At 62.0% G+C, this 26,507-nt stretch carries 25 protein-coding genes; 14 read left to right on the top strand and 11 right to left on the bottom strand.

What is annotated here, in order from left to right:
• The first annotated feature begins 148 nt into the window (after nucleotides 1–148).
• The 4 genes from K1X15_RS12850 to K1X15_RS12835 all read left to right on the top strand — a co-directional run bounded on the left by K1X15_RS12850 (nucleotide 149) and on the right by K1X15_RS12835 (nucleotide 3,367).
• On the top strand, nucleotides 149–976 hold the full coding sequence (locus K1X15_RS12850) for an aldo/keto reductase (protein WP_240549489.1): 828 nt from the start codon (nucleotides 149–151) through the stop codon (nucleotides 974–976).
• A gap of 114 nt (nucleotides 977–1,090) precedes the next feature.
• A complete protein-coding gene (locus tag K1X15_RS12845; RefSeq protein WP_220307540.1) occupies nucleotides 1,091–1,531 on the top strand; it encodes a VOC family protein in 441 nt (146 codons plus the stop codon).
• 31 nt (nucleotides 1,532–1,562) lie between these two features.
• Nucleotides 1,563–2,582 (top strand): LacI family DNA-binding transcriptional regulator, encoded by a 1,020-nt coding sequence (locus tag K1X15_RS12840; RefSeq protein WP_220304020.1) that lies wholly within the window; start codon nucleotides 1,563–1,565, stop codon nucleotides 2,580–2,582.
• 392 nt (nucleotides 2,583–2,974) lie between these two features.
• Nucleotides 2,975–3,367: a response regulator transcription factor gene (locus K1X15_RS12835; RefSeq protein WP_220304019.1), complete on the top strand. Its 393-nt coding sequence runs from the start codon at nucleotides 2,975–2,977 to the stop codon at nucleotides 3,365–3,367.
• A gap of 28 nt (nucleotides 3,368–3,395) precedes the next feature.
• Here K1X15_RS12835 and K1X15_RS12830 read toward each other — a convergent pair whose 3' ends face one another.
• The 3 genes from K1X15_RS12830 to K1X15_RS12820 all read right to left on the bottom strand — a co-directional run bounded on the left by K1X15_RS12830 (nucleotide 3,396) and on the right by K1X15_RS12820 (nucleotide 6,474).
• Nucleotides 3,396–4,862, bottom strand: coding sequence for a hypothetical protein (locus tag K1X15_RS12830; RefSeq protein ID WP_220304018.1), 1,467 nt, complete (start codon nucleotides 4,860–4,862; stop codon nucleotides 3,396–3,398).
• A 338-nt stretch (nucleotides 4,863–5,200) separates the two neighbouring features.
• Nucleotides 5,201–6,025 (bottom strand): hypothetical protein, encoded by an 825-nt coding sequence (locus K1X15_RS12825; RefSeq protein WP_220304017.1) that lies wholly within the window; start codon nucleotides 6,023–6,025, stop codon nucleotides 5,201–5,203.
• The gene (locus tag K1X15_RS12820) at nucleotides 6,019–6,474 is read right to left on the bottom strand and encodes a hypothetical protein (RefSeq protein WP_220304016.1); all 456 of its coding nucleotides are present in this window, start codon (nucleotides 6,472–6,474) and stop codon (nucleotides 6,019–6,021) included. The genes K1X15_RS12825 and K1X15_RS12820 overlap by 7 nt, the downstream gene beginning before the upstream one ends.
• A gap of 115 nt (nucleotides 6,475–6,589) precedes the next feature.
• Between K1X15_RS12820 and K1X15_RS12815 the strand changes: the two genes are divergently transcribed.
• Together K1X15_RS12815 and K1X15_RS12810 are read left to right on the top strand one after the other, a co-directional pair.
• Nucleotides 6,590–8,746 carry a sensor histidine kinase gene (locus K1X15_RS12815; protein WP_220304015.1) on the top strand — a complete coding sequence of 719 codons (2,157 nt, stop codon included), beginning with the start codon at nucleotides 6,590–6,592 and terminating at the stop codon, nucleotides 8,744–8,746.
• Nucleotides 8,743–9,381 (top strand): response regulator transcription factor, encoded by a 639-nt coding sequence (locus tag K1X15_RS12810; RefSeq protein WP_240549487.1) that lies wholly within the window; start codon nucleotides 8,743–8,745, stop codon nucleotides 9,379–9,381. The genes K1X15_RS12815 and K1X15_RS12810 overlap by 4 nt, the downstream gene beginning before the upstream one ends.
• A 6-nt stretch (nucleotides 9,382–9,387) precedes the next feature.
• On the opposite strand, the gene K1X15_RS12805 is transcribed toward K1X15_RS12810, so the two are convergent.
• The 3 genes from K1X15_RS12805 to K1X15_RS12795 are packed head-to-tail and all read right to left on the bottom strand — an operon-like array spanning nucleotide 9,388 to nucleotide 11,824.
• Nucleotides 9,388–9,975 carry a hypothetical protein gene (locus K1X15_RS12805; RefSeq protein ID WP_220304014.1) on the bottom strand — a complete coding sequence of 196 codons (588 nt, stop codon included), beginning with the start codon at nucleotides 9,973–9,975 and terminating at the stop codon, nucleotides 9,388–9,390.
• 9 nt (nucleotides 9,976–9,984) lie between these two features.
• The gene (locus tag K1X15_RS12800) at nucleotides 9,985–10,245 is read right to left on the bottom strand and encodes a hypothetical protein (protein WP_220304013.1); all 261 of its coding nucleotides are present in this window, start codon (nucleotides 10,243–10,245) and stop codon (nucleotides 9,985–9,987) included.
• A gap of 16 nt (nucleotides 10,246–10,261) precedes the next feature.
• A complete protein-coding gene (locus K1X15_RS12795) occupies nucleotides 10,262–11,824 on the bottom strand; it encodes a hypothetical protein (RefSeq protein WP_220304012.1) in 1,563 nt (520 codons plus the stop codon).
• 187 nt (nucleotides 11,825–12,011) lie between these two features.
• Between K1X15_RS12795 and K1X15_RS12790 the strand changes: the two genes are divergently transcribed.
• From K1X15_RS12790 to K1X15_RS12775, 4 genes are all read left to right on the top strand, one after another.
• Nucleotides 12,012–12,800, top strand: a complete 789-nt coding sequence (locus K1X15_RS12790) for a hypothetical protein (protein ID WP_220304011.1) — start codon at nucleotides 12,012–12,014, stop codon at nucleotides 12,798–12,800.
• A complete protein-coding gene (locus K1X15_RS12785; protein WP_220304010.1) occupies nucleotides 12,797–13,399 on the top strand; it encodes a hypothetical protein in 603 nt (200 codons plus the stop codon). The genes K1X15_RS12790 and K1X15_RS12785 overlap by 4 nt, the downstream gene beginning before the upstream one ends.
• Before the next feature lie 240 nt (nucleotides 13,400–13,639).
• Entirely contained in the window at nucleotides 13,640–14,548 is a 909-nt protein-coding gene (locus K1X15_RS12780; protein WP_220304009.1) for a tyrosine-type recombinase/integrase, read from the top strand.
• Nucleotides 14,549–14,551: 3 nt separating this feature from the next.
• Nucleotides 14,552–15,751, top strand: a complete 1,200-nt coding sequence (locus K1X15_RS12775) for an IS91 family transposase (protein ID WP_220304008.1) — start codon at nucleotides 14,552–14,554, stop codon at nucleotides 15,749–15,751.
• 913 nt (nucleotides 15,752–16,664) lie between these two features.
• On the opposite strand, the gene K1X15_RS12770 is transcribed toward K1X15_RS12775, so the two are convergent.
• The 5 genes from K1X15_RS12770 to K1X15_RS12750 all read right to left on the bottom strand — a co-directional run bounded on the left by K1X15_RS12770 (nucleotide 16,665) and on the right by K1X15_RS12750 (nucleotide 22,407).
• The gene (locus K1X15_RS12770; RefSeq protein ID WP_220304007.1) at nucleotides 16,665–17,645 is read right to left on the bottom strand and encodes an ABC transporter permease; all 981 of its coding nucleotides are present in this window, start codon (nucleotides 17,643–17,645) and stop codon (nucleotides 16,665–16,667) included.
• The gene (locus K1X15_RS12765) at nucleotides 17,638–19,185 is read right to left on the bottom strand and encodes a sugar ABC transporter ATP-binding protein (RefSeq protein WP_220307538.1); all 1,548 of its coding nucleotides are present in this window, start codon (nucleotides 19,183–19,185) and stop codon (nucleotides 17,638–17,640) included. Before K1X15_RS12765 ends, K1X15_RS12770 begins: the two co-directional genes overlap by 8 nt.
• 5 nt (nucleotides 19,186–19,190) lie before the next feature.
• Entirely contained in the window at nucleotides 19,191–20,354 is a 1,164-nt protein-coding gene (locus K1X15_RS12760; protein WP_220304006.1) for a levoglucosan dehydrogenase, read from the bottom strand.
• Between the two features lie 82 nt (nucleotides 20,355–20,436).
• On the bottom strand, nucleotides 20,437–21,555 hold the full coding sequence (locus K1X15_RS12755) for a substrate-binding domain-containing protein (protein WP_220304005.1): 1,119 nt from the start codon (nucleotides 21,553–21,555) through the stop codon (nucleotides 20,437–20,439).
• A 36-nt stretch (nucleotides 21,556–21,591) separates the two neighbouring features.
• Nucleotides 21,592–22,407, bottom strand: a complete 816-nt coding sequence (locus tag K1X15_RS12750; protein ID WP_220304004.1) for a sugar phosphate isomerase/epimerase family protein — start codon at nucleotides 22,405–22,407, stop codon at nucleotides 21,592–21,594.
• Nucleotides 22,408–22,622: 215 nt separating this feature from the next.
• Here K1X15_RS12750 and K1X15_RS12745 point away from each other — a divergent pair, with 215 nt between their 5' ends.
• The 4 genes from K1X15_RS12745 (at nucleotide 22,623) to K1X15_RS12730 (ending at nucleotide 26,491) form a co-directional block, all read left to right on the top strand.
• Nucleotides 22,623–23,954, top strand: coding sequence for an ROK family protein (locus tag K1X15_RS12745; protein ID WP_240549486.1), 1,332 nt, complete (start codon nucleotides 22,623–22,625; stop codon nucleotides 23,952–23,954).
• Nucleotides 23,951–25,024: a substrate-binding domain-containing protein gene (locus tag K1X15_RS12740; protein WP_240549485.1), complete on the top strand. Its 1,074-nt coding sequence runs from the start codon at nucleotides 23,951–23,953 to the stop codon at nucleotides 25,022–25,024. The genes K1X15_RS12745 and K1X15_RS12740 overlap by 4 nt, the downstream gene beginning before the upstream one ends.
• A gap of 309 nt (nucleotides 25,025–25,333) precedes the next feature.
• Nucleotides 25,334–26,044: a hypothetical protein gene (locus tag K1X15_RS12735; RefSeq protein WP_220304003.1), complete on the top strand. Its 711-nt coding sequence runs from the start codon at nucleotides 25,334–25,336 to the stop codon at nucleotides 26,042–26,044.
• 36 nt (nucleotides 26,045–26,080) lie between these two features.
• A complete protein-coding gene (locus K1X15_RS12730; RefSeq protein ID WP_220304002.1) occupies nucleotides 26,081–26,491 on the top strand; it encodes a hypothetical protein in 411 nt (136 codons plus the stop codon).
• Nucleotides 26,492–26,507: the final 16 nt, after the last annotated feature.

The raw sequence follows: 26,507 nt of genomic DNA, 5'->3' as shown, positions 1-26,507 counted from the left end.
CCTCCCTTTGACCCGGCTGACCCTGTAATCGGGTTCTCTTCCGGTGTTGTATTAGCGTTAATCTAGGAGCATAATTGTTGATGCGTCAACTACCCAGCAGCAAAAGAGCAGTAACAAGACGCTGCGCCATGCAGGGCAAGGGTGCCAATTGGAGGAAAAAGATTTGAACTTACAAGAAGTTATGCCGCGTCTTGGGTTTGGCACCTATGGTCGTTGGAAGGAGGAGGGCGTCGAGGCCATTCTGGCTGCGCTTGAGATTGGTTACCGCCATCTTGATACCGCCCAGACCTATGATACGGAAAGCCAGGTCGGAACTGCATTGCGACGCTCGGGTCTGGCGCGCGGTGAGGTGTTTCTGACAACCAAGATTTCCACCGAGAACTATGGCGAGGGAAAGGTTGTTCCTTCTCTCGAAGCCAGCCTCTCCAATCTGGGTATCGATCAGGTGGATTTGACCCTGCTGCACTGGCCGTCGCCCAACGGTGCTCAGCCGCTGGCCACGTATCTCGAGCCGCTTCTTGATGCTCAGGATCGCGGTCTGACTCGCTATATTGGCGTCTCCAACTTCACCATTGCGCTGCTCGATGAAGCGCGCTCGGTTGCCGGAGAGGGGCGCATCGCCAACAACCAGGTTGAACTTAACCCATTCATTCAAAACAAGAAATTGGCGAATTACTGCGCTGAGCACGGCATTCTGGTCACCTGCTACCAGCCGATCGCTCACGGGCGTTTGGGCGAGGACCCGGTGCTGGTCGACATGGCTAACCGCTATTCCACAACCCCGGAGCAACTGGCTCTCGCCTTTGAACTCGCCAAGGGCTATGCGGCCATTCCGACGTCCGGGAAGGTGGAACGTATCCGCTCCAATTTTGCGGCGCAGCAGCTGAATCTCACGCCGGAAGACATATCGCTCATCGAAACCAGAGACCGCAATCTGCGCGCCATTGCGCCCGATTGGGGTCCGGACTGGGACTGAGGTCACGCATTGACACCTCATGGCCAAGCTGCGATGAGGCTCTGTATTAACGATCATACAATGTCAGCGTGGCTGACCTTGTTTACAACGACCCAAAAGGGTCAGGAGGAATTTATGCTTGGTGTTGTCGGCATCGGACATGTGGCGATCAAGGTCACAGACCTGGACCGGTCATTGGACTTCTATCGCGATCGCCTGGGCTTCCCAGAAATGTTGCGTCTCAAGCACGACAATGGCGAAACCTGGCTGGTTTATCTGCGGATCACCGACGATCAGTATCTGGAGATTTTCCCAGGCGCAGAAAATGATCGCGCACCCGGCTGGAATGCCAATGGCGTCAACCACACATGCTTCACCATCGAGGATTTGGACGGCACCTGCGAGCGCATCAAGGCTGCAGGCATCGCCCTCACCTCGGAAATCAAGCCCGGGCTGGATGGCAATCGGCAGGCCTGGATTGAAGATCCCGATGGCAATCGGATCGAGTTGATGGAAATGGCCGAAGACTGCCTGCAATTGCAGGCCATTCGGCGCTTGCGTACCGAGCGCGCATAAGCCATTCAGTCGGGAAACGGGGGCGAACGGGTTGGGCAGGCCGATTGTTCGATTAAAGGACGTTGCGGACAAGACCGGTTTCTCCGTGAACACGGTCAGTCTCGCCCTGCGCGGAAGCCCCCGCATTCCCGCAGACACGGCCATGCGTATCCGCGATGCGGCGCGCGATCTCAATTACATGCCCAACCAGGTGGCGAAATCTCTGGTCAGTCGCGAAACCAAGACTATCGGGTTGGTGCTGACCGACATCACCAACCCCGCCCTGACCCAGGTTGCGCAATCGATCGAACTGGCTCTGGCCGAGCGTGGCTACTCGACGCTCTTTGCCACTTCGAACAATGACCTGGACGAGGAAAAGCGCATTTTTGCCATGTTCCAGTCCCGACAGGTCGACGGCATGCTCATCTATCCGCGCAGTCACCGCGATCTGGCCCATATCAGGCAATTGCGCCAGGCCAACTATCCGGTGGTTTTGCTGGTGGCCGATCCCGATGCCGGCGTGGATGCCGTATCAGTAGACGAGCGGCGCGGCGCCTATCGGGCTGTCAGGCATCTGATCGACATGGGTCATAGTCGCATCGGTATCATCGACAGCGCCAATCCTATGGGCAATCACGAAAAGCGTGATGGTTATGTCGCCGCGCTCACCGAGGCGGGCATAGAGCCGGAACGCGCATTGTCTGCCGACCCGCAAGGTCACTCCGTCATTCGGGGGTATTGGGCCATGGATAAGCTGATGCGCCTGGCTGATCGCCCCACCGCCGTTTTTACGGCTAACGACTCCCTGGCAATCGGCGCGCTTCGCTGGACTCAGAAAAACGGCCTTAGGGTCCCCGAGGACGTAGCAATCGTCGGTTTCGACAATATTGAATTCGCCGAGCATGCGGCCACCCCGCTCACCAGCGTCAATTATGAGATCAAGCTGATCACCGACCTAGCCGTGGCTCGCCTGATCGAACTCATCGGCAACCAAGGCCCCTTGCCTGATCCAAGCGTGACCCTCATTGATCCAGAACTAATCGTCCGCGAAAGCACCCACCGCCGGTCCTAGTTAAAGCGCCAACAGTTGTTCTGCGCAGTCGACTATGCTCACTAATGGTTGCTCCTAACTCACAAAGCGCCGGAACGGCTATTGTTAGCTCCCGGCCGCTCGTCAGCGAGGCGCCCCATTCCTGCCGCTCAGCCTGTCATTTCGATTTCCAGAAAGCGGTCCGTCCGCTCCGGTTTTAGCAACGCCCACAATCGGGGTGGTTTGATGACCGTCTTCTCTTGAACGGCCATAATCGGTTAGCAGACTTTCGTCTGCTAGTTCGCGCGGACATACCTCAAGATGCGATCACCGCCGCAAGCTTGGCTCAGCGATCCCCTTATTCGGCCATTTCAGCTTTTTGTAAGAAGTTCCCACCCAAGTTCGCCTGGCTTCAATCTGGAGTATGAGCCGGTATGCGCGCCGGCTTCTCCTGTACATTCCACAAGGCCGATCAGCAGGGCATGGGCGGATGGAATATCGGGTCTACCCTGTCACGATCCGACGTGGAGGCCATCCGCAAGGAGCATGGCGACAGCCTGCGCGTCGCCGCACTCTATGCCCACGAACGCATGAAGGTGCTGCGAGCCTGTGATGATGACGAGATGTGTCCGGCCCTGTCGCCGCGTGAGCATGATTGTCTTGCTTACCTCGCCGCTGGCTTGCGGACCCAACAGATCGCAGACCGGCTGGGTATAAAACCGGCTACGGTGGAATTGCATGTTAGGGGGGCTCGAACCAAGCTCAATGCTCAGACGCGGGAGCAGGCATTGGCGAAGGCGATTTCACGCGGCCTCATAATGCCCTAGCGACAAATACGCGACCGGTCCTGTTGGGTCACGGCTCCACCCAGTCGTAGAACTCTTCCGCGTAGCCGCCCACGGCGCGTTCGAGGCAGAAGGCGATCATTCGCTTGCCGTCATTACGTCGAAGCTCGTCAATTTGCTCGTCCACGACCGGCTTTATGTCGGTTACGCGTTCCATGACCGCCTCGCGGGCCAGCCCCAGTTCGCTCCCAAGCCAGGCGGCTCTGTTGGTCAGCGACTCCATACCGTCCCTGAGCGCCGATCGCTTTTCGCGGTCGGTTTCGCTTCCTAGCACCCGCTCAAGACCGGCGATGCACCATACAATATCGTCCAACTCGCTGTCGGGCGCAGCGTCCGATGATGCAGGTTCGGGTGCTGAGGCTGACGAGGAATCCACCATGGCTTGAAGGCTGTCGACATCAAGCAATGCGCCGACATCGACTGCGGCGCGCGCGCACGATTCGTAGTCATATGACAGTGGGGACTCACCCGCGTTTGTGAGTGGGCGCGCGAATTCGTAGGCGGCCTGATGATAGGACTCCACCTCTACTTCTGCGAGCGTTTCCTCGCTAAAGCCCAGCCCCTTGGCTTCGCGCAACATCCTGAAATGCAGGTCCCCAATCAGGTCCGTCGCCTCTGAAACACTCAGCTTGCTATATGCCGGCATATTGCCGTCAGTGATGTAGTGCATGGCCCCATAGCACCAGGCGTTGAACCGGAAGTCAGCACTCAGCGGATAGTCCCAGCCCGCTGCCGTGAGAACGGGACGGTCCGGCGTCGACTGCTCCGGATCGGGTATATTGTCGCCGAGATCAGTCGGCGCGAGGCTAAGGCAGCTGATCGGATCAGCTTCGAACTTGCCCCGGTCCCCGGACTGGGTGAAGGCTTCAACTTGGGCGAGCGCCAGGTAAAGATAGCCCATACGCAGCATGTCATTGTCGCTGGCCGGAACGCCGAAAAATTCGAAAATCTCCGTTCGCATAAATTCCGCCGCGCCCATTGCCACTTTCGCGTCTGCAAGCTGCTCGGCGGTGCCCTCCAATTTACCGCGCTGTTCCAGAATAGTCAGCGTGTCGCCACACCACAGCCGCTGGTGCATGTTCTCGTATGGGTCGACATAAAGCGCCTTGTTCCGCATACCGCTTAGCCCCTTGGCCATACAGGCGTCATAAAGCATCCGTTCTGCGCCGGTCAGTGTGCCACCGTTCGCTCGCTCTGCGGCAGAAGCAGTCTTGACCACCATGTCCTGGTCATAGGCGACGAGAGCAGCCTGCTCGACGCCGGCGGCTTCGCCCAACCGCACAAACCGCGCGGCTGCATCAGCCGTTGCGAAGGCGGCCTGCATACGTGCCGCGCCGTCCGCAAAGCCAAATCGAGCCCCCTGATTGGCCATGACGTTGAAACACCAGGAATTGAATGCCAGCGGGTCGAGAGCCATCTGCTCGACTGGCGGAATGGCGGGGGCAGGGCTGGTGGACGCAGAATTTGGGTCGGACACGGCTTGGCTATCCTGCGATACAAGGTCCCGGATCGCACCTGGCTTGTCCATGGCCGGTACAAGCGCTTCGAGAGGAGCCTGGTGCGCGGCAGGAGGACGCTGGGGCTGAGAGATAGCGCCGGGTCCTGGCGCGGCTTCTGCCACCGTCAACATAGCAACCAGCGCAGTAGCGAACCATGTCAACCGATGTATCATTGTTCTCATCTCCCCGCGCATAGCAGCTACCGCTACCCATCTGGCCGCTATCCCGTGCCAGCACCATCCCCTGTTCGGGGGGCAAGCGAACATGCTCCCGCGACTTGCAAGCCGCGTGGTGGAGAGGGCTGGACAGATGCCGGCTATTGATTGGTCGCCGTCTGTGCCGACATTTTCCACGATGCGCTTGCATCCCGGGTGAAGCAGATGCCGCTGGCATATGGCTTGCTGATCACACTGGTTTCAAAGTCCAGGAAACCTGAGCCGCCCTCCGGCAAATGCACCGCGATCCAGCTGCCGGGTGCGTCGGTGTTATAGTCCAGGGCGTATAGCAGATCCGGTTCCAGCGTCGCCGCTACGGCAGCATCGGAGCTGGGCTTTGAGAGAACTGCGGTGGGCGCTTCGACGAAGAAAAAGCTTGAGGTCTGTATATCCAGCCGCTCGCCCAGGGCGGCTACGGCCCGCTGGTCGAAGACCCGGAAGGCATAGGTGCAGATCGCACCTTCCAGCAGCGGGTCGCGGCCCCATTCCTGGCCGTCGATGATCGAGGAGATGATAAAGTCGAGCTCCGCCGCGACGGCAAAGGGGGTGACATCGCTGCCATCGAATGGCTGTTCATAAGTTCCACCAATATTGTCAGCCAGGGCGACGAGAGCCTCATCGACACGCTTGAAGGGGCCGATCGTTTCGGTCCGCCTCGGCAGACCCAGTTCCAGCGCGCCGTCTATAAGCGTGGGCTGGGGCGCAAGCCGGGCAGCAATCGCTGCGCGGTCGTCATTGCGCGAGGCAACGAGCAACGCGGTTGCCGCTTCGATCAGGTCAGCAGGCGGTACTACCGCGTCCGCTGGCGCCAGGTTTGGTGGTGCATAGGGCTCCCCACCCACAACCATGGCTGAAGCCGTTGCTGATACCAGAAGCGCCAGAAGACAGGACTGCGTTTGCACTAAAAGTCTGGATTGCCTCAGCATCGACGGAACACCGTGGGGTTATCCCAGCGGGCCTTTCCGGTTGTGAGGTCGACGGAATAAACGAAGAACTCGTCACTGTTCGTCCATACGGCGATGCTGCTTTCACCCCATTCGGGCAGCCAGGTTGTTCGCCCGGCAAAAGACATCAGTTCAAATCTTGCCTCGACGCCCGATGGCGATCGATAGACCAGTTTATCCTCACCATTGGGGCGCAGCTCCACGGCCGACCCGCAATTGACGACCGGCTCACCATTTATGGTGCCGGCACCTTCGGGAAACCCCAGCCACCAACGGCCAGCAAAGGGCGCGGCGACGCCATTGGGTATTTCCGGCACGCCTTCGCGCGGAAATTCGAGGGCTTTGGACGCTGGTATCAGCACAATCAATGCCACTAGGCCCAACAGAAGAGCCAACAGCAGTTTTCGAGATAACTTAGTCGCCATGCGCATCTGGAGATCTCCCAAGCGGTCCTGAGGTCCATCGACCAGTGCAGGCTCTATACAGTTTGCCGCGTCCATGGCATCCCCGGTTCGGAGGATGATGCCGGGGCAGCGGAGTGGCAGTATGGGTCTGAAGATGGTGTCATCAGAAGCACAATTGCGACTGCCGCCAATGGCGCGCCTGCTGGCCGCCATTGGGATCTTTGCCATTTCGGCGCTAGCTGCGCTCTGGCTCGCAACGGCACAGCCCTGGCTGGGTCTGGTGATGCGCGCGGGTGACGATGGACTGGTTGGCCTGGTCGAAGTGCAGCGAACCGATCTGCCGGCAGAGTTACGTTCCGGCGTCCGGATCACGCATATCGGCACGACCGAACTCAGGGCTGGCGATGTCATCGAAGAGCCCGACACGCTGTCGAGCTATGAGCTGCTCAATGCATTCCGCGCTCGACAAGCCGAAATCTCGGCAACCTTGGCGCTGCCTCAGGTCGTGATCGACTGGTCTGACGAAAATCTGGCTGCTCAACAGGTAACAATTGCCCCCTATGCGGGTCGGCCGGCATGGTCGCTGCCATTCGAATTCTGGCTGCAGCTATTCGTGGGTGGCGCCGGCGCCATTGTTGGCGGTTGGGTCTGGGCGCTCAAGCGCGACAGGCCGAGCGTGTTTTTGGCCATCTCCGGATTTGGGCTGATGGCCTCCGCGCTAAGTGCCGCAGTCTACAGCACGCGGGAGCTGGCGCTGGACGCCGGATTGTTCAGGGCCCTGAATGCCGGAAACTATTTGGGCACCAATATCTTCGGCCTTGCGCTGATCAGTCTCCTGTTGAGCTATCCAAAACGGATTGGCGGAGCCTGGATCATTCTTGGGGTATGGGTGATCGGGTTTGGCCTGGTGGGGGCACAGCTGCTGCAATTGATGCCCTCGCAGGCCATCGGCTCCTATGGACCGATGCTCGGCCAATTTTGCATCATTCTGGCGCTGGTGGTCTTCCAGCTTTTCGCCTCTCGTCGCGCTCCGCTTGCGCGGGCGGCGCTTGGCTGGTTCGGCCTTTCCATCCTCTTGGGTACCAGCGTTTTTGTTTTTACCATAGCCGTGCCTGCCATGCTGGGTGTAGAGCCGCAAACCCGTCAGGCGCATGCCTTCGGCATCATCCTGATCATCTATTGCGGCATCGCCATCGCGGTTGCGCGCTACCGGCTGTTCGATCTGGGGATATGGTCGTTTCGCCTCGTCTCTTACCTGTTGGGCGGGATGCTGCTGATCGCCCTTGATGCCCTGCTGATCTATGGCATTGCCATCGAGCGCGTCCCGGCCTTTGGGCTAGCCTTGCTTGCGGTGGCGCTGTTCTACCTGCCCCTGCGCAATTTCTTGGGAACCATGCTGACGCGCCGTACCAGCGTCGATCCGCTTCGGGTGCGCGAAGTGGTCGATATTGCGCTTACCCCCAATGCACCGCTGCGGCAGGAAAAGTGGCGCGCCCTGCTCGATAGCGCCTTTGCACCGCTCAGCATCGATCTAGCCGACGCGACCGAGCGCGTTCAGCTCGTCGATGGCGGGCAGAAAATGACTGTCCCCTCCACAGGCGGCACTCCGGCATTGCGCCTGAACTATGCGCATGGCGGCAGGAAGCTGTTTTCGCAGACCGATTCCGACCGTGTGCAACAGCTGGTCGAGCTAATGGATCATGCATTGGCTAGCCGCAATGCCCAGGAGCAAGGCGCGCAGCAGGAGCGAACGCGCATGGCGCGCGATCTGCACGACAATATCGGCGCCCAATTGCTGCGGACCCTGCACAGCCAGGATACAGCGCGTAAGGATGCGATCATTTCCGAGACGCTGACCGATCTGCGCGACATCATCAATAATGCCCAGGGGACCGGTCTGGTTCTGGCGGACATTCTGGCCGACCTGCGGTTTGAAACCGATGAGCGGCTCGGTGCCGTCGAGATCGCCTTGCGCTGGCATAGCGCGATCGACGAAGACCGGGCTGTGGATGCGCGGCTGGCCCATACCTTGCGCTCGATTATCCGCGAGGCCGCCAGCAATACAATACGCCATGCCAAGGCGGATAATTTCGCCGTACGCCTGCGGGAGGTCGAAGGCGCCCTTCATATCGAAATGAGCGATGATGGTGTCGGCGCCAGCGGCATCAATGGCGCCCATGATGGTGGGCTGGTCAATATGGCGGCGCGAGCCGAGGGGCATGGCGGCACTTTGACCATTTCGACCGGGAGCGGCACCCAGATCGATATACGCCTCCCGCTGGAGGCACCGGGGCAATGAATATCGAAACCCTGCTCATCGTTGAGGACGTGCCCGAGGCCCTTGTCTGGCTCAGCGATCTTGCACAGAAAGCCTTTCCGGGCGTTGCGGTCGGCACAGCGCGGACCGTGCGCGAAGCTGCCGCCAGGATCGGCGACGGTGCCTGGGATATGGCGCTGGTCGATCTGGGCCTGCCCGATGGGTCGGGGCTGGATATCATCCGGCGGCTCAAGGCGGTTTCGCCTGACACAATTTGCATTGTCAGCACCGTTATGGGCGACGATGCTCATATCGTTGCAGCCCTGTCGGCTGGGGCGCAAGGCTATATCCTAAAGGGGCAGCCCGAAACGGTCGTGCACCGGCAGTTGCTGCAACTTCGCCATGGCATCCCGGCCCTGTCGCCGGCAATAGCGCGCCGGATCATGGAGCACTTTCAGCGCACTGGCCCGGTCGATGGCGAGATTCAGGCGCTGACGACGCGCGAGACCGATGTATTGACCATGGTCTCTAAGGGCTTTCGCAATGCCGAAGTGGCGCAGGCGCTGGGCCTGGCCGAGTCCACCATCGCCACCCATGTAAAGAGCATCTACCGAAAGCTGGGTATTTCCTCGCGTGCCGAGGCGGCTCTGCATGCCGCGCGGATGGGCCTCACCTGACCTGCTTCAGGGCCAGGCGCGCTCTGGCAGCACGTCACGGCAAAGATCTGGCTTGAAGACGCCGCGCGGCATCGGATCACGATCTGCCGAGGCGTCGTCAGTCAACTGACCCGCGCCATACCACAGGCTCAGGCCCATCTCAGGCACCATGATAAAGGCGGGCGCAGTCTCGCCCTCATTTGGCGGCTCAAACCAGAAGGTGAAATCCTCATCAAGCGCGTAGAAACGCAACGAGCGCAGGGTGTCGAGGTCGACTGGATTGTCGCTGCCGAGCGCGATCAGTTCGCGCGGCCCATCCGGCACAGCATCGGCACGTGTGGGATCAGTCACGGGGATCAGCGTTATGCCGCTGTAGCCGTTGGACACCGAAAAGGTGAACCAATAGGTGCGCTGCGGCGTGGTGAGGTACATGTATAGGTCAGACGCGATCGACGCATAATTGTGCGAACGCTGGAAGCCGATTTCGAAACGGCTTCCTTCATCCACCAGTTCATAGACGGCGCGTTCTGCCGGACAGGCATCGGCAGCCCCTGCATCACCGGCCAGGCAAAGCGGCAGGACAAGAGCCAGTCCGGAAAGCAGCCAAATGCGCATCACCTCACCTCATGCAGGAGCCAATATTGGAACCAGTGCCGCGCTGGCGACAAGCAGCGCGGCAGAACACAAAATCGCCCAGCGCAGCCGCGCATAGCGGGGGTTTGAAAGACCATCCTTGAATGCAGAGAGCGTGTCTCTGAGGCCGGGCAAGGTGCTGCCCGAGCGGCTGACGGCGAAGCGCCGCAGCGCGAACAGCCACCAGAATGCGGCGATGATGAAAACCAGGAAGACCAGGCCCTGGGCAACCAGAAGGGCGATCAACGCCATAACTGTCTCCGGGTCATCAGCACGTCAGCGCGTGCTGGAAGAAGGAGAAGCTGCAGGCCAGGAAATCCTGCACTGCGACTGCGGCCTCCAAATCATCCGGCACAGTCTTGGCCTCGATTTCAACCAGAGCGACCATCCGCCTTTCCTCATCATAGAGGCTAAACCACAGGAAGGGCCGCCCGGATGGATAGGTGCCGCCATAGACGAAGCCGTCAGGGGACACCGAGTTCAGGTCGATCACGACATCTCTGTTTGCGAGGGCGGTTTTCGCGTGTTCGAGCAACAGGTGATTGCCCATCTGCACAACAATACGATGATTGCCATGCTCCAACGTGTCGGCGGAAGGGGTGGACACCGCCACTGAGAGAGATGGGTGGGCCTGGGGGCGCGGCATGGCACCGTCGACCAGAAAACCCTCATTGAAATAGCCGAACTTCTGGAACCACAGGTAGTCCAGGACATCTGTGACCTGATCGCCCATGTTCATAAACGGATGTGTGAACATGGAATTGAAGCCGCCTTTCTTGAACAGCCGTCGGCTCGCCGTTTCGCCCGTCCCCAGGCTGGACCAACCCTCTGGGCGGTGAAAGAGGCTGACGAGGGGCCGCGCGGCGCCGCTTATGCCGGGGGCGGTATAGAGCGCGAGGTCGACATCGCCTGTCAGCCCGGCCTGCTCGGTTGGCAGGCCGCAATAGGTGACGCCGAGTGGGTTGTCCGGCCCAATCCTGAACCCGGTCAGCATCTGGCCCGCCTCGTTGGCCGCAAAGTCGTTGAGCAGCGTTTCCGAAATCACCTCGGGCGCCGCATCAATGAAGGCGCCGCGGTGATAGGCCAGGAGGCGGAGGCAAGCATTGCGGATCGCCTCACCACTGTCACCGATCCACTGGCCGAGAGGCGATGGCGGCAAATGTGCGCGGGTGACGTAATAGTCTTCGCCCGTTTCAACATCATAGCTCTCATCGGGACCCATGCTGACGATATGGGACAGCACGCTGGCGTCGACATTCCAGTCGACCAGTTGCTTGATCATGAGAGCGATGTCGTCCCGGCTCGCACCAAGAACCGCGTCCATGCCAAAATCGGCAACGAGCGTGTCGAGGTCGTCCGGTGCGAAATAGGGCGCGTGAAAACCCAGCGTGGCATACGGTTCCACCATGCGGTCGATATAGACCCCGACACCTTCCTGGCTGGAAGAGCCCGAACCGCCCAGGAAGGCAAAGGCGCAGGCGGAGTAGCAGCTTGAACCGGCTTCCACCACGGTGGCCACCGCCCTTTCGCGCAGCAGCAGTGCCAGTTTCAAACCCTCGATGTAATTGCCGCCGGGGCTGCTCAAGGTCAGCACGGCACAATTGCCGCCTTCCGCCGGTAGTGTGGCGACGTCGCATTCGAGGACTTCGTCAAACAGGCTTGCCAGCGCCTCGGCGTCCCCTTCCATGACCGGGCCTGCGTAATGGAGATGAGGCACGAAGCGCTCGGCGGAAAAATGATTGGAAACCAGCCACATGTCAGCCGCCCAGGCAGGCGCAGATAGGGGCGCAAGGGTCAGGACAAGCATCAGATGTCGCACGAGCAGGTTCATATCGTCTCCTCTCAAGACGAGCGGACGATAACCATGGCGCAATGCGTGCATATACCCCGATCAGGGGAGGGCGGCGCAGCCGACGCGCCTCTAGGCTGCCGCAAAACCAGAAAACCCGAGGTCGCAAACACTGCTCATGACTATGCGTCTATGCCTTTTGAGCGCCGCGTCGGTCCTGGCGCTTGGTATGTCTTCCATCAGTGCGCAGGAAGCTGAAGTCATCGCGCTAGGCGACGGCTCAACCATTACTGTCGAAGACTATCTTCTCGAAACGTCGGACACGGGCCCAACAACCATTGTGGTGAAGGCTCGACCCAATTTCGACCCCGAGCCATACGGTGCTGTGCCCTCGGACGACTTTGCCCGCAAGGTGCAGCCTCTATGTTCGGGCCTCGTGCAATTCAGTCGCGCGGCGATCGAAGAGGAGAATGCAAAGGCCATTCGCATCCGTTGGGATTTCGACCCCACCTATGACACCGGCGCCCCGGGCGCTGTCACCATCACCCGCTTTCACGAGTTTCTCTTCGCGCTTGACGAGAACCTGATGTGTATCCCCCAGCCCCTGGGGGTCGGTCTGGACAATCTGGAACCAGCGCTGCCAAGCGGGCTGCCCGTCGTCCTCCGCTATATCGAGCCGGGTCCGCGTGCCCGCCAATTGACGCTGACCTATGAGGTGAATGCCGATCTGGCGGACGTCTCGACAGAGAAGCTTGAAAACGCGGCAATCGAGCTTTGCATCCTCCATGCAGATATCGTGCTGGATGAGCAGAGCAAATACTATAACCAACGCGAGACAGAGCTAGTCGCGCTGGCTTTCGCCCAGGCCGATGGCCGCGGACAGGAGCTGGAGCGGCGGGTGCTTTTCGGCGTCGAACGCAACCGTTGCGACACCGGCCTTAGCCAGAAACTGGCCGATGCCATTCGCGGCATGGCGGGCAGCGAGCCGGCTGCCGATGCCATCGAGGTGCAGCAGTGAGCGTCGAGCCCGGCTGGCAGGCCGTGCTTCCGGACCGCGAGCGGCTGCTGTGGCACGGTCGCCCCAATGGCGGAGTGCGACTTACGGATTTTCTTACGGCCCGGTTGCCCTTCGGACTGGTCTTCAGCGCATTCGCGGTGTTCTGGATGGCAGCAACTTCACAGATGGCTCAGATGGGAGCCTCCAGTGGTGGCGCGTTAGACCTTTTCCCGCTGTTCGGCCTGCCCTTCATTTGCGTCGGACTTTACGTGGCATTCGGCATACCGATCTGGGACGCCTATGAGCGCCGGCACGCCAGCTATGCTTTGACCGACGAGGCCGCATACATCGCCACTGAATTGTTCGGGCGGCGGAGCTTCAAGCGCTATCCCATCAGCGACATGAATGCGCTCGAGCTTGAAGACGGGCCGCAAGGAACCGTGTGGTTCAGCCGCGAGGTGCAAGTCTACCGTAGAACCAGCAGTTACCGAACCACCAATTCGATACGCGGGACCTACACCACGACGAGCAAAATCGGATTCAAGTGTATCGACGCACCGCGGACGGTTTACCAGATGATCGTCACCAGTGCGAAAAGATCTGATCACGCAACATATTGACAACTGCAGTAAGCAAACCAAGCCCTTTTCCAACCGTTCACTGCCCCTATCGACCCAAGGGCTAACCGGAATATCCTCTTTCCCATGTCGGCTTTATTGGTTTCGTGGCCGGTGAACTAACCCGCTGCGCGGGAGGGTGCGCGCGGTGAGATAAGGGCAAGGCATTGGTCGTCACGGCTTTATTGAGGATCGCCTGGTTCAGGCGTTCCCTTTTGGCTCCTTCAACCCAGGAGCCGAACGATGACCACGCCACTCCCCAACACCCCTGTCAGCCCGCTGCGCCAGAAGCTGATCGACGATATGAACATGCGCCACTTCTCGGTGGCGACCCAGCGCAACTACATCCGTGATGTGGGGCGCTTCGCCAGCTTCCTGCGGCGGCCACCGGATACCGCGACCACCGAGGATGTGCGCCAGTTTCAGCTGGCCCAGAGTGAAGCCGGCGTTCCGGTGCCCACCATGAACAGCGTGGTCTCGGCGCTGCGGTTCTTCTTCACCAATACCCTGGATCGGCCCGATCTGGCGCGCAAGCTGGTGCGCGTGAGCCGTCCCCGCAATTTGCCAGTGGTGCTGAGCCGCGACGAGGTGGCGCGCCTGCTCAACGCCACCACCAGCCTCAAGCACCAGGCGGCGCTGTCGGTTGCCTATGGCGCCGGACTGCGCGTTGGCGAAGTGGCCATGCTCAAGGTGCGCGATATCGACAGCGAACGCATGCTGATCCGGGTCGAGCGCGGCAAAGGTGGGCAATATCGCAATGCCATGCTCTCGCCCGATCTGCTCACCCTGCTGCGCCAGTGGTGGCAGGTCGGCCATCGCCAGGGCGTGCTGCACCGCGACGGCTGGCTGTTTCCGGGCCAGCACGCGCTCAAGCCAATCAGCACCAGGCAGCTCTATCGTGTGGTCGTCGAAGCAGCCCAAGCGGCCGAGATTACCAGGCGCGTCGGCCCGCATACCCTGCGGCACAGCTTTGCCACCCATCTTCTGGAAGATGGCGTCGATATCCGCATTATCCAGGCGCTGCTCGGTCACGCCAAGCTGGAGAACACCGCCCTCTACACCAAGGTGGCAACGCGCACGGTGCGGGCCGTGACCAGTCCGCTTGACCGTCTGGGCATCTTCGTTCCGACGGAGGAACCACCCGACCCCTGAGCGGTGCGCGCCACCATTGAGGTCGCCGATATCTTCCGGGCTGCCGGTCCAACCTATCGCGCGGCCCATGCAGGGCATCTGAGCCTCAGCCAGCTCAAGGTCATGTCGGCGATCGAGACCTGTCGCACTGCCGCTCTGGGTGGCCACGTCGAAGCCTGTTCCGACTGCGGGCATCAGCGGATCGCCTACAACTCCTGTCGCAACCGGCATTGTCCCCGGTGCCAGGGCGCGGCGGCACGCACCTGGCTCGACGCCCAGGAGGCCAATCTCCTGCCGGTCGGGTACTTCCACGTCGTGTTCACGCTACCCGCCCAGGTTGCCGACATTGCCTTCCACAACAAGGCGCTGATCTATGACCTTCTGTTCAAGGCGGCGTCCGAGACGATGCTGACGATCGCGGCCGACCCAAAGCACCTGGGCGTCCGCATCGGCATCACCGCCGTGCTTCACAGCTGGGGCTCGGCCATGACCCACCATCCGCACATCCACATGATCGTGCCGGGTGGCGGCCTCACACAGGATGGGCGGTGGATCTCGTCGCGCCCGGCCTTCCTGCTGCCGGTGCGGGTGCTCGGCACGCTGTTCCGCCGCCTGTTCCTCACCCGGCTGCTTGATCTGCATAATGCCGGAAAGCTCGTCTTCTTCGGCAGGCTGGCGGGGCTCAGCGACCGCCGGACCTTCATCCGTCACCTTACACCGGTCCGCAAGAAGCGCTGGGTGGTCTATGCCAAAGCGCCCTTTGCCGGGCCTGAGGCGGTGCTCGCCTATCTCTCGCGCTATACCCATCGCGTCGCGATCTCGAACAGCCGCCTCATCGCCTTCGACGGCAATGAGGTCACCTTCCGCTACAAGGATTATCGCCGCAGCGGCGCCAACCGGCAGCAGGTCATGACCCTGGCCGCCGACGAGTTCATCCGCCGCTTCCTGCTGCACACTCTGCCGCGTGGGTTCCACCGCATCCGGCACTACGGCCTGCTCGCCAGCTCCGCCCGCAAGGACTGCCTCGCCCAGGCCCGCGACATGCTGGGGGTGGCGCCGGCGCCGGACGAACCGCCGACCGCCGAGACCTCAGACCCGCACCCGCCCTGTCCCTGCTGCGGCGGCACCATGGTGATCATCGAGACCTTCGCGGCGTGGTGCCAGCCCCGGGCGCCGCCAACCACGAGACCACCAACCCGGGAGACCGTCCATGACCCGGCATAACCGATTGCGTGCTCAGACCGCGATAACACCATCGCGGCCTTCGAGAGACCTCGCGCCCCTCCATACATGGATCGTCATCACCCGCTCGCTCGGTCACAACTGCCGCCGCAGACTCCATCTCAACGGCCCCAACATTGACCTGTCCAACCCTGGCGCTGCAGCCCGATCACACCATCTGGGCGGCCCCCAGATTGGCCAAATCGGGAAAAACCCATAGCCCCCATCCCGTGGCTCGCGGGTTCGTTCTTCGGGGACTTTCGGGCGCCTGCCGGCAGCCGAAACTCTCAACGCTTGCGGTCTGTCGGCTGTTGGTCCCAGACAACTTCAAAGCAGACGTTCTACAGGTGAGGAATGGCGCGACCTGCGCATGGGGTGCAGTCAAGGACCATGCGGACTTTCAGCGATGCGCACAGCGAACTGGCACTCAGCGCGGTAGCCTGCTGAGCTTTGGCCCATTGATATCTGATGCCATGCGATCACTTGGACGCGAAGATGATTGAAGCCAGGCCGTGAAGGCCTATGGCGGCATTCAGGCGGCGGCCTACCCGGCTTTGGTCTACGGATCGCTACCGTGTCATCATGACGACGGCCTTCGAAACCAGCCCGATCAGACCGGTAGACGACCCTGTCCTGAAGCACTGGTCCCTGGCGCTGCAGCCTCGCGAGCGTCGGTTGGCCAATGCGTCTTCAGAATCCGGCACTTCTGGCGCCCGAGGGACAGAGACCCATGATGCTCAACTGTGGGCTTTTTCAGCAGGCCTGTGAGTGTCCCGCAAGCTGCGGAGCCTGAAGGCCAGGCCGAGCAAGGTGACGCCGAGCACGACTGCATGCGCGCCGATCCACCAAGTCAGCACCAGCGCTCCGAGGAAAGGGCTGACGAACAGCAGCCCGCCCTGACAGCTGGACGTGGTCGTCAGGCGGGGCGCGTGCCCGCCTGGCTCAGAGCCACGGCCAGGATGATGATCCCGCCGCGAGCGATGAGTTGCTGGGAATATTCGAGGCCCATCAGGATGAGGCCATTGTTGATGACGCCGATCATCAGCGCCCCGATGATCGAGCCGACCACGGTGCCCTTGCCGCCGAAGAGGCTTGTGCCGCCCAGCACCACGGCGGCGATCACCGACAGTTCGTCGCCTTCCCCCAGCTGGAAGCGCCCGGTCTGCAACCGGCCGGCATAGAGCATGCCGGCGATGGAGGCCGTGACGGCGGAGATGACGATGACCCAGAGCTTGATCCGGCCGGTATTGATGCCGCTATAGCGCGCCGCCACGACATTGCCGCCCACAGCCAGGATCTGCCGACCGAACTTGGTGCGACGCAGGACAACGTGGCCGATGACACCGATGACCAGCATCCAAAGCAGTAGGGTCGGGATCGGCCCAATATTGCCGCCGCCGAAAATGGCCGGATAGGTGCGGTCGAGTACAGGAATGGCGGCGGTGCCGGAAATCCACATGGCGGTGCCCTTGGCGATGCCCATCATCGCCAATGTCGTTAGGAAGGTCGGAATCATCAGCCGCGTCGACAGGAGCCCGTTGATCAGCCCGACGGTGACGCCGGTCATGATGCCTGCGGCGATGCCCGCCGGCAGTCCACCCCAGGCGACAGCCATGGCCGTCGTGACCGAGGCCAGCCCCGCCACCGCACCGACCGAGAGGTCGATCTCCCCGGATGACAGGACCAACGTCATTGCCACCGCCATCACCGCGATCATCGCCGTCTGCCGGGCGATGTTGAGGATGTTGTTGGGTGCCAGAAACCCCTTGTCGTAAAGGGTGATGGCAAAGAACGCGAAGACGACCACGAAGCCAATATAGATGATGTTCTGCCGCCACGTGCGCTTGAAATAGGCCAAGGGTGTTTCGCGGCCCGCCACTGCCATGGTGTCAGACATTGTTTCCTCCCCGCTGCACGATCAGTTGCAGCTTCTGTTCGGCGCGCAATTCAGCTGCGTCGCCAGTCGTGGTCAAAAGGTCCGCCTTGTCGATCGTTTCGACCAGACGCCCGCCCGACATCACCGCGATGCGGTCGCTGACGGCGGCAAGCTCGGCAAGTTCGGACGAGATGAAGATGATGGACTTGCCTTCGGCGGCGAGCGCGCGGACCAGCCGCAGCACCTCCCCCTTGGAGCCGATGTCAATGCCAGCCGTGGGCTCGTCCATGATGAGAATGTCGGGATCGGTCGCAAGCCATTTGCCGATAACGATCTTCTGCTGGTTGCCGCCAGACAGGGAATTGGCCGGTGCCTCGCGCGAGGCCGTCTTGATGGCGAGGCGCTTGATCAACTCGTCCGTCGTGTGGCGCGATTTCATCCGGTCGACGAAAGGGGGCGAACCGAGGCGCTTGAGGATGGGCAGCTCGATATTGTCCTGGATGGAATGAGCGAGCACCAACCCCTGCCGGCGCCGGTCCTCCGGCACAAGGGCAAGGCCCAGTTCGGTCGCCTGCCGCGCCGACCCGATGGAAATAGTCTCGCCCCGCAGCGTAATGGTGCCGCTTGCTATAGGTTCGAGCCCGAAGAGCATGCGGGCAAGCCGGCTGCGCCCTGCCCCCAGCAGGCCCGCAATTCCGAGCACTTCGCCGCGCCGCAGCGAAAAGCTGACTTCGCCGCCCCGCCGCAATTTGCTTGAGAGATGCTCGACCTTGAGGATGACGTCATCCTGCGCGGTGGACGCGGTCGTGAACTCGGAGAGGTCGCGGGTTTCCTTGCCCATGATGTCCGCAATCAGCGTCGTAAGGGTGTAGTCGGCAATGGGGCGGCTATCGATCAGCCTCCCGTCGCGCAGCACGGTCGCATGGTCGGCGATGCGGAAAATTTCATCCATACGATGGCTGACATAGATGATGGCCTTGCCTTCGCTGCGCAGGCGCCGCAGTAGATCGAAGAGGATATCCACCTCGCCGGCGGTGAGCGCCGAGGTCGGCTCATCGAGCACCAGTATTTCGGCGTTCTGCGAAAGGGCCTTGGCGATTTCGGTGAGCTGTTGCTGGCCGGTGGAGAGGTCGGCCACCATTGCAGTGGGATCGACGCCCACCCCCATCGAGGCAAAGATGGCGGCACTGCGCTGCTCCATCGCCCGGTCGTCGATCAGTCCCGCCGATGTCAGCGGTTCGCTTGCGAGAAACACGTTCTGCGCCACGCTCAGCGTCGGCACCAGGCTCATTTCCTGGAAGATCATGCCGATGCCCTTTTGACGGGCCAGTTGCGGGGAAAGGCGTTCGAACGCCTCCCCTCCAATGATGATGCTGCCGCTATCGGGCGCCTGAACACCGCGCAGGATCTTGAGAATGGTGGACTTGCCGGCCCCGTTCTCCCCCAGCAGCGCATGGATCTCGCCATTGCAGACGCTGAGGCTGACCTCACGCAGCGCGTGGACGCCGCCGAAACGCTTGGAGATGGCATCCATCTCCACCGCGATCGGCTTGATCGACATCTCGGTCACGGAATGTCCACCCACTGGCCGCTCTCGCCCGAGGCGAGGATGGCGTCGGCGATGAGGGCAATGCGATACCCGTCCTCGAAGTTGGGCGAGGGCTGCTTGCCCGTGACGATGGCGGTGCACAGATCGTAACATTCCACGATCTTGGTCTCGCCATAGCCGATGCCGAGCGCCGGAATGGGCCATAGTCCAGATCCGTAGGGATGGGCGGGACCCGTATAGACCGTGCGGAAGCCGCGCGCATCGCCAACATCGTCGGCGAACATGACCTGCAGCTCGTCGCGCCGCTCGTAGTTGAAGGCTAGAGAACCCTTGGTGCCGTGGATCTCGAAGGTGAGGAAATTGTTGCGGCCATAGGCATTGCGGGTGGCTTCGATCGAGCCGATGGCGCCGTTCGAAAACTTGAGCATGGTCAGCATTTCATCGTCGACATCGACCGGACCGCGCTCCGCATTCCTGTCGCCACCGCTGACGCCCAGCTTGTCGACGCCGCCAGACTGCTTGGGCCGGGTGGGGATATGGGTCTTGACCAGCGCGTTGACCGAAGCGATTTCGCCGACCAGATAGCGGGCAAAGTCAACGACATGGGTGCCGATGTCTCCCACGGTGCCGGAGCCCGCGACCGATTTCTGGAAGCGCCAGGACAGCGGGCTGTCCGGGTCGGCGGACCAATCCTGCAGATAGGTGCCGCGGAAGTTCAGGATGTCGCCGATGCGGCCTTCCTCGATCAGCTTCTTGGCCAGCGCCACGGCCGGGGTGCGACGGTAGTTGAAGGCGACCATGTGGATGGAGCCAGACCCCTGCACCGCATCGAGCATGGTCTTGGATTCCGCGCCGGTCCGCGCCAGCGGCTTCTCGCAGATGATGTGCTTGCCCGCCTTGGCTGCCGCAATGGCAATCTCGGCATGGGAACTGTTGGGCGTGCAGATGTCGATGATGTCGATGTCGGACCGCGCGATCACGGCGCGCCAGTCGGTGGAGGCCTCCTCGAAGCCGAAGCGGTCTCGTGCCGTCTCGGCCATTTCCTGATTGACGTCCACGACCACCTTGCGCACCGGGATGGCCGGCGCCGGCCAGAAGAACATCGGCATAGCGGCATAGGCCATGGCGTGGGCCTTACCCATGAAACCGCCACCGATCATGGCGACATTGAGCTTTCGCATTTTGCTGTCTCGCTTTTGGAAATGTTGTGCGGGGGCGGTTGGAGGGAGGGGCCGCCCCCGCAATAGGCGCCGGGAGGAGCGCCTAGTTCATGGAGTCACGGATCGTGGCGGGTGCCTCAGTGGAATAGACCGTCTGCCAGGCATCGAGCAGGTTGCCCTTTTCGACCGGCAGAGACGGCAGGGCCACATAGGGCGGCGCGTCTTTGCCGAGCAGGCCAAAGCCGGCGAGGTTGGCCTCAGTTACACCCTGATCGAACGGCCGCTGCGCGCCCAAACCCTTGATGAAACCGCCACGCGCCATGTCAATGGCGACATTCTCGCCCAGATCGATGGTGGTGATGACGAGGTCATCGCGGCCATTTGCGCGGGCCGCGGCGATGACGCCTTCGGCAGGCACGTCCCAAACCGCCCAGATACCGTCGATACCGGCATTGCCCACCATCATGGCCGAGGCGGCGCGGTCGGCGTCACCGGTAAAGTCGGGACCACCAATTCCCTGTTCGGCGACGATCTCGATATTAGGGTAATTCTGCTCGATCGTCGCCTTGAACGCATCGTAGCGCTGCCGCGTCACGAAGAAGTCGGCGGCGTGATAGACGATGCCGATCTGGCCCTCGCCATTGAGCGCCTTGGCCATGAGATGGGCAGACGCAACGCCATTGCCGTAATTGTCGGCGGAAACGACGCTGACATAGTCGGTGCCGGCGACGAACCCGGCCGGGACATTGTCCATGAACACCAGCTGGACGCCGGCCTCGGCAGCCTGGCGGTAGGCACCTGCCGTCGCGGTCGGGTCGGTGGGGATCGACACGATGATGTCGGGGTTCTGCGCCATGATGGTTTCGATGTCGGAAACCTGCTTGGCCGAGTTAAAACCGGCATCGGTGGTGGCAATCACCTCGATACCCATGGCCTCGAACTGGGTCTGCAGACCGTTGATCTGGGCCTGGCTCCAGTCGTCGCCACCATAGTGCATGACGATGGCGGCGGTGGCGCCCATGGCCTTGATCTCAGCCAGTTCCTCATCGGTGAGGGTGATCTCGGAGGCCGAGACCGGGCTTTCACCGCCCGGGCCGGTGCTCAGCGTCTGGTTGGCGAGGGCAGCCAGCGCCTCGTCTGGGCTTTGCGCGAAAGCCGCTCCAGCGATCGTGCTGGCCAGCAAGGCTGCACTCAGCAGCGCCGTTGTCTTCAAATGTCCCATGGTTTCCTCCCTGTGGTGACTTTGGTGTTGGCCTGATCAGGCGAAATGCCGTTTCAGGAATGCGTGGCTGCGCGCCGCTCCCTCATGGGGATCGGGCCAGCTGTCGAGCTCGGCCATGACCCAGCCGGAATAGCCAATGTCCTTGAGCGCCGCGATGACGGTTGTGTTGTCGAGGTCACCCATATCGAGGGGGGTGAAGCCGAAGGGTTCGCGCTGCAGCCCCTTGAGGTGCACAAGCGAAATGCGCCCGGCAAATTCGCGCACCTGCGCCGCCGGATCGCCACCCGCCGCCGCGAGATGAGCGGTGTCGGGACAGAAATCGAGGCCGGTAAGCCCAAAAATCCGGGTCACTTCAGCCGGTCCCTCCACGATGGTCGAGAGGTGCGGATGGTAGTGGGGCCGCAGGCCGGCGCGACGGGCGATTTCCCCGGCCTTATCCAGCGCTTCGCCCAGCCGCTTGTAGTCGTCGTCCTGGATGCCGTTGGCACGCTTGGCACCGCCACCGATCACGTAGTGGCTGGCGCCGGCTTCGGCGGCGACTGTTGCGACACGCCCAATCCGGTCCAGTTCCTCTGGGAGGATATCGGGAAAGATGAAATTGCAGCCCGAATAGGTCGAGACCAGTTCGAGGCCAGCATCGGCCAGCTTGCGGCGCAGGTCCGCCGGCCTCTCGTCGAGCAAGTTGCCATCGAAGATTTCGACGCCTTCGTAGCCGGCCCGCGCGATATCGGCGAAGGCACGGTCCATGTTGGCAAAGGTCCGGTAGGTCAGCTGGGTGATGGACGTCACCCCCACGGCATTGCCGCCGAGCGGCCCCCAGCAATTGGCGTGATAGGCCAGTTTGACGGCCATGCAGTCCTCCTCAGAGCAGATCCGGTCGCGCCGGGACTTGGCTGGCGTGATCGCCGCCGGTTGTTGGCCGAAAGTTACGCATCGTAAAACTGATAAGTCAACACGGAAACAGCATAAGCATGGTATCTTTTGCTGAAAAATGAGCAAAAGAGATTGCTTGAAGCGAAAAACGAGCCGGGATAGGGTGCGCCGAAGCCGGAACAAGGGGTGGAATCGTGGCGGAGGAGAAAACAACGCTGCGGTCGGTTGGCCGCCCCCGCAGCGTCGACGCGGCCCAGGCAAGCCTCGCCTTGCTGCTCAATCTGGTGCGAACCGGAGCGGCCACGACACGGCAGGAACTTGAACGCAGGTCCGAACTGGGCAGAGCAGTCGTCGCCGACCGGTTGGCAACGATGATCGAACTAGGCCTGCTCAAGGAGGGCGAGTTGGGCCAGGCCACCGGCGGCCGCGCGCCCCGGCAGATGCGGTTCCGCCAGGATGCCGGCTCGCTGCTGGTTTCCGCGATCGACCAGAGCTCCATCGCGCTCGGAATTGCCGATCTCAATGGCCAGCTATTGGTGGAGCATCACGAAGCGGCCCAGCTCGATGCCGGACCCGAGGCCATTCTGGACCGGCTGGCGACCATTTTCGACTGGCTGCTCCGGGAAACCGAGAAACCAGCCCCGTGGGGCATCGGCCTCGCCCTGCCAGGTCCGATCGAAAAGCCGGCGGCAGATTTCGAGACCGTGCCGGTCCTGCAGACCATACAATCATGGCAGGGGTTTCCCTTCCTCGAGCGTCTCTCGATGCGGTTCGGCGTGCCGATCTTTGCGCGCAGCGGCGTCCAGACCATGACCATGGGCGAGGCCAAGGCAGGCGGAGGCCGGGGCCTCAGTGACATCATCTACGTCAAGCTCGGCCGCTCGATCAGCGCGGGCCTGATTTCCGAAGGCCGGCTTCACCGCGGTGCCCAAGGCGCGGCAGGCATGATCGGGCATAGCAGGGTTGGCGACGAACTGCTCGAAGCGGTGGCCGGTGCAGACGCCATCGCCCGTGAAGGCATGGCCGCCGCCGAGGACGGGCGGAGCCCCTACCTGACACAGACACTGGCCCGGCAGGGCGAACTCTCCGTCGTCGATATCGGGCATGCGGCGCAACTGGGCGACCTGTTCTGCGTCGAGCTGCTGGGAAGGTGCGGCCGCCTGGTGGGTGAAGCGCTCGCACCGCTGACCAACCTAGTCAATCCATCGCTGATCGTCATCGGTGGTGTCGTTGCGGAGTCGGGGGGCGATAGCCTCCTCGCCGGCATTCGCGAAGCCGTGTATCGTCAATCTCACCCCATGGTGTCACGCGACCTGCAGATCGTTCGCTCGCAGATGGGAGCCTCCTCCGGCCTGGTCGGCGCGGCCCAGGTGGTGGTGGAGGAATTGTTTGCACCTGCCACCTTGCAGGGATGGATTGGACTGGGCTCGCCCCTGCGTCATCCCGAATTCCAGAAGCGCCTGGAGCGCATGATGGCATCGGTAGAAGCGAAGGCCGCACCACCAGCAGGGCGCGTTGCGCCATGAACATAAAGATACCGGGCCAGACGCCAGGGGATACCGCCATGACGATTGCCGGCCTCGGCCCCCATGGGGAGCGCGCCGTACCCGCCGACCAGCTCCAGCTCACCGAGACCAATGCCGCCGAGGTCCGGGCCCGGCGGTTTTCAGTCGCGGTCATTCTGCACACGACCACCAGCGACTGGTCCAAGCAGGAACTGGCGGGCATTGCCGCGACACTGGGTCTCTATTCGGCCGCGCTGGTGGAAGTGGTCGACTGCAATTTCGACGTCAACCTGCAGGTAGCAGCCCTCGAACGGCTGGCCCGCGAACCGGTGGATGCGGTCATCTCCATTCCCATTGGCAATGCGCGCGTGGCGGAGGCGCATCGAGCCCTGACGCAGAGCGGACGCAAGCTGGTTCTACTCGACAACGCCCCGACCGGCCTGCTCCCGGGCACCGACTATGCCAGCGTCGTCTCCACCGACAATTTTGGCTTGGGGCAGAGCTGCGCCGCGATGCTGTCGGCGCACATTCCGCAAGGCGGGGCCGCCGGCATTCTCGGCTATGGCATCGACTTCTTCGCCACCCACGAACGCGAGATCGCCTTCCGCAAGTGGATGGGCACCAACCGGCCGGACGTCACCCTCGTCCGGGAGCGGTTTGCCGACCTGGATGGCGCTGGCCCGGCGGCCCTGACCATGGTCGAAAAGACCCCCGGGCTTTCGGGCATCTTTGCGGTCTGGGATGTTCCCGCAATGAAGGCGGTTCGGGTGCTGGCGCAGCACGGCATCGACCTTCCAATCACCACGGTCGACCTGGGCAATGACGTTGCCCTCGACATGGCCCGTCACGGCATGATCAAGGGGGTGGGCGCGCAGCTACCCCATGACCAGGGCAGCGCCGCGGCGCGGGTAACGCTGGCCGCCCTGCTGGGCCTACCGGTTCCACCCTGGGTGGCGCTGGCCGGCCGCGAAGTTACGCCGTCCGATGTTATCGAGGCGTATCAGGTCATCTGGCACCTGCCGGCGCCCAAGGCGATCATCGACAGCGTTCGAGCCGCCACCGCGGCGCAGGACGCCGTTGGGGAGGACTAGCCATGCAGGCTGGCGCCGATGGCAAACGCTGCATTCTGGGCGCAGGATACATAGGTTCCTTAATCAATTCTGAGCAGGTTGACGGGCAAGGCGTGCGTCGAGTCCTTCCCTTATGACCGTGTTCAGCATAATAAAGACGCTCTTCGGAAAGAGGCTGAGCCGCCCCAATCCCTAGCCAAGCCTGCACGTGCGATTCCCACCGATGCTCGTGCATGGGCCTCTGGCCAACCCCAGCGGCCGGTTCGTTCGTCGCACGATGACCCGCTTGCAGATATGATCGGCCGGCAGGGCCCCTCGTCGCAGTCGCTCATGGCAGGCAGCTTCGAACTTGTGGGGCTCGACGAGATCAAAGGGGCCCTTGGGGAGCGATGGGTCGGTCTGGCGGCGCGTGCCAGCGAGCTGGCGGAGCAGGGTATCAGGCGGCGCATCTCCGACAGCGACGTCCTGCAGGTGCTGAGCGAGACCGAATTCTCAATCTGCTTTGCCAAGCTCAATCGGGAGGCGGCCGTCGAGCGCGCCAAGCAGATATCGCGCGAGATCAAGCAGGAGATCTTTGCCGAGCTGCCTGAGTTTTCCTCAAGCGTGACCGTCAAGCAGTATGTCGCGGAAATCGAGCTCAAGAACCTCGCCGGGGATACCGGGAGCCTTGCCGATCGGTTGGTGCTGACCCTGCGCCGTATGCGGATGGAAGCGGACCGGGCGATCCTCAATTACCGCCGCCTGCTGCTGAAGGACTTCCAGTTGCTCTTCGCCCCGGTATGGGATCCCGAGCGGGCGATCGTCAACCTCAATCGCTGCGTCCTCGACCTCTCCCTGGGCTGCACCACCCTGTCTCAGTTCCAGGCCATTGCCGATCCGGACCAGATGGTCGCCACGCTTGCCGACATGGACTGCCTGGCGCTGACACGCGCACTGGAAATGCTGCACCGCTATGGCCGGGCAAGCAACGTTGCGGCTGTGCTTGTGCCGGTGGGTTATCAAACACTGGCCCGCACCTCCACCCGGCGTGAATATCTTTAGCTGCTGGCCAGCGTGCCGGAGGTCTATTCGCCCTTTGTGAAGCTCGAAGTTACCGGCGTGCCGTCACGACCCGATATCGACCAACTGAACGACCTGCTCTTCACCGTAGGCGCGATGCGTCCCGGTCTCACGCTGCAGGTTGCTGGTAATGCCGGATACCTTGCGACACTCGATCCGACGCCGCTTTGGGGCCTGTCATGCAACCTCTCCATGGAGCAATTGCGCGACCCGACCCACTTGGCCGTTGCGCCTTCGTTCATGGAATTTGCCAAGAGCAATAACCCCCGCACCATGGCGCATGCCGCCAATACGATCGGCCTGGCGCTGGCCGCGGTTGAAAGCGGCTTCACCTATGTCAGCGGCACGGCAATCCATCTCTCGCAGGATACGCCGCGCGCGCCATCACGCCTGCACCCTCTGACATTTCCAAAACGCGTTTCGGGATGACCCAAATGAACATCCC

This window comes from Devosia salina (assembly GCF_019504385.1).
Taxonomy (GTDB): Bacteria; Pseudomonadota; Alphaproteobacteria; order Rhizobiales; family Devosiaceae; genus Devosia; species Devosia salina.
The sequence above is the reverse complement of the archived record's forward strand: the minus strand, read 5'-3'. Positions and strand labels throughout refer to the sequence as shown.